Raw genomic sequence first — 261 nt, 5'->3', positions numbered from 1 at the left:
AAGACGCTGTTAATGTCAATCAATTAGACGCCGTCAACACTACAGCGAATAAAGGTTGGGACGTCAAAGTTAATGGCATCGCCTCTGACAACGTAGCTCCAGGTGAGACCGTACAATTCGTTGATGGTAAGAACATCAAAGTCACCCGCGACAATGATCAAGTCATCAAAGTGGCGACCAGTGACGAAGTTGAGTTCACCAAAGTCACCCTAGGGGATGCTACTAACAACACCATCTTAACTAGCAATGCAAATGGTTTAG

General features: G+C 45.2%; 1 protein-coding gene. It reads left to right on the top strand.

All coding sequences use genetic code 11. The features are described from left to right. The coding region (locus tag SB772_RS42480; protein WP_410838830.1) for a hypothetical protein at positions 1-261 on the top strand (261 nt) is incomplete at both ends.

Source organism: Paraburkholderia sp. SIMBA_030, assembly GCF_046535245.1.
GTDB lineage: Bacteria > Pseudomonadota > Gammaproteobacteria > Burkholderiales > Burkholderiaceae > Paraburkholderia.
Note: the sequence above shows the minus strand (reverse complement) of the source record. Positions and strands in the feature narration are given on the sequence as shown.